General features: G+C 41.2%; 5 protein-coding genes. All 5 read left to right on the top strand.

Annotated features, from left to right (window positions below; genetic code table 11):
* The coding region (locus ACROAE_RS20395; RefSeq protein ID WP_432406087.1) for a hypothetical protein at positions 1 to 189 on the top strand (189 nt) is incomplete at its 5' end.
* A 66-nt stretch (positions 190 to 255) separates the two neighbouring features.
* Complete coding sequence (locus ACROAE_RS20390; RefSeq protein WP_432406085.1) at positions 256 to 492, top strand: hypothetical protein; 237 nt, start codon at positions 256 to 258, stop codon at positions 490 to 492.
* Positions 493 to 851: 359 nt separating this feature from the next.
* A complete protein-coding gene (locus ACROAE_RS20385; RefSeq protein ID WP_432406082.1) occupies positions 852 to 1,085 on the top strand; it encodes a hypothetical protein in 234 nt (77 codons plus the stop codon).
* Between the two features lie 106 nt (positions 1,086 to 1,191).
* Positions 1,192 to 2,682, top strand: coding sequence for a protein rep (locus ACROAE_RS20380; protein WP_432406080.1), 1,491 nt, complete (start codon positions 1,192 to 1,194; stop codon positions 2,680 to 2,682).
* Positions 2,675 to 2,882 (top strand): hypothetical protein (locus ACROAE_RS20375; RefSeq protein ID WP_432406078.1); only part of this gene is annotated, 208 nt, incomplete at its 3' end. The genes ACROAE_RS20380 and ACROAE_RS20375, both read left to right, overlap by 8 nt.

Raw genomic sequence — 2,882 nt, 5'->3', positions numbered from 1 at the left:
ATCGTTTCTTATGATGTTGAATCGGCTATAAAAGAGGCTTTTGGCTTCATAGCTAAACCAGCATCACCTTTTAAATATGATATCTGCACCCAACAAGAGTGTGAATCTGGATATCGGTATTGGTACGCGAACTGCGCAGGGAACGAAGCGGCCTTAAGCCGCGGAGTGAACGAGCAAAAGCAATTGTAAATAAATCACCTGGTCAATGAACTGCCATTCAAAGACCAGGCTAACAACCAACTATTAGGAGTTGATATGTCTACTTTAGATTTTACCCCAGAAACCGTTCAGTCTCTCTTGGATGATTCAGAGCAATTAAGCCTTGCGCTTTCTATGCTTGTCAGTCACCCAAACGCATCTAATATGAAAAATGCAATTATTGGCTTATCACAGCTTTTAAACCAAGATTTGCAGGAGATACAGCTTTTGATTAGGTTACAAAATCAAGATTCAGGGGGTATGGGGGAAGCCCCCATGTTAAGCGCTTCTTAGCCTTCGCCCTGCTAGACGCTTTTAACGAATAGTTTAACTCTCCAAACAGACCCTAGACGGCCGCAGGCAAAACCAGCTTGCAGGCCGTTTTTTCATGTTAAATGCATAATGTGAAATCGAATACCGGTATCCCTTTAAATTCCTACGCTCTAGGTGGCTTTAATTAGTCACCTAGAGCGTAAATCTGTCGTGTATGCTCTTGATGCGAACCTATTATTCAATGAGAGGTTTCGAAATGGGACGGGGCCCCCGTGAGGGGGAAGGGCTCCCACTAGAAACATCTATGTTGACATAGAGACTCCATAGTATTATTTTTACGGATAGGAATCGTTTATAAAGCCTACATAGAGATGATTACAATGGAACCCAAAAAAGATAAAGTATCGAGAAGCCTTAAGCTTGAGTCAGATATAAATGACCGCTTAGTGGCTGTTTGCAGGCATCTTGGGGTTAATCCTAATGCTTATTTGATTAATGAGATTGGTAAGGCCATTAGCCGTGATGAAGTTGCTTTTGTGGTTGCTAACAACTCAAAGAACAGTATGAATGATATGGTTAAACTACTTCAGAGTTTAGTAGTAGAAGACAAATAACAAAAAACCCTCCACAGCCGCCAAGCAAAGAGAGGGTTTTCATCACAACATCAAGGAAAGTAAATGAACCAACGCAAATTGATATCAAACCAAACCGAGATTGCTTATGAATGATAGCAATCCTTATTTCTGTATACAAGAATCAAAACAGAAATGTACATCAGATAACTCTGATACATCGTATTCTAACGGCTCAAATAGGTCAAATTTGGCCGCCCTTGGTACTGTTACTAAAACTACTTCCCCCCTTACTGCCACGGGCGTTTCGAGCCCTGAGATAATCGACCCTTGTACTGGTGAGATTTTTCAGTTACCTGAAACTGGTTTTCAGGTAAAAAACGACATATTAACCCCATCTGACTTTCATATGTCGCAGTTATCTAGGGCTAATCGCTGGGCTTTAAAGTCTGTCGTGAACAAATTACTGCCTGATATCCGTACATCAAAATGCATGGTTTTCCGTGCGCCGCTTCCTGATGGTGGTGTCTCTGACATAAAGCTTTGTCGTGGTACAGATACTAAAAAGGCTTATTACCATGGTTTAATGTCCTGTGGTTCTATCTGGACATGTCCTATTTGTGCTGCAAAAGTGTCAGAACGTAGACGCCAAGAGCTAAAAAGCGCTTTGCAGGTGGCAAAAGATAAAGATTTACGCGCTCACTTCGTTACACTTACTTTTCCTCATGGCATTTCAGATGATTTAAACGACATTCTTACTAAAATGTCACAAGCATTTAAACGCTTATCTGCTGGAAAGTATTCAGTTAAAAATAGTCTTGCTCGCCTTGATTCTAATTTAGGTATAGAGGGCTTCATTAGGGCTATTGAGGTTACTCATGGCAAAAATGGCTTCCATCCTCACATTCACATGATTGTTTTTACTAATTCCGATACCTACTCAGGTCATTTGAAAATGGTTTACGGTGAATCTTGGCTAAGGGCTTGCCGCTTAGCTGGTTTGCCTATTCCTAGTTTTGAGCATGGTTGCACGGTTCAAGATGGTTCTTTTGCTTCAGATTACGTCTCTAAATGGGGTATAGAAGACGAAATGACCAAATCGAATGCTAAGAAAGGGAAAACAAAAGGCTTATCTCCTTGGGGTTTGCTCAGTTGTGTTTTAGATAATGACAATCCAGATTACCCAGCTAAGAAAGCGGGTGATCTTTTCCGAGTTTATGCCTCTGCCTTTGCTGGCCGTCGTCAATTGTATTGGTCTAATGGTTTACGTAAACGTTTGGAGTTGGCCAAGGAAGTTACCGACCAAGAGTTAGTGGACAAGGTTGAAGATGACCGTGCATCGGTTCTTGCCAATATCACTGTAGAACAATGGAAAGCAATTCGCGGTAAAGGTGCCCAGTCATATTTATTGGATTTGGGCGAGTCTTCTCCAGAGCGTGTTACAGCTTATATTTCTAGCCTTGTAAAGTCAGTTGACACCTCACAAGTTTCTCCAGATTCCAAGCCCAAATATGTTTCCCGATCATCAATAAATCCAAATCAAAGCATTGACGAACGGACTCGGGCGGCAATGCTCAAATCAATTGAATATAGAAAAACAATGTGGTGGCTAACCATTAGAGGGGGCGAAAATGCCTAATAATACTGAGATTAGATTTTGGCTTCAGCATGAATTTTTAGACGGTGATCGTATGCGTTTTCATACTACCTTTATCGTTTCTTATGATGTTGAATCGGCTATAAAAGAGGCTTTTGGCTTCATAGCTAAACCAGCATCACCTTTTAAATATGATATCTGCACCCAACAAGAGTGTGAATCTGGATATCGGTATTGGTACG

Source organism: Shewanella sp. MF05960, from assembly GCF_050849305.1.
Taxonomy (GTDB): Bacteria; Pseudomonadota; Gammaproteobacteria; order Enterobacterales; family Shewanellaceae; genus Shewanella.
The sequence above is the reverse complement of the archived record's forward strand: the minus strand, read 5'-3'. Positions and strand labels throughout refer to the sequence as shown.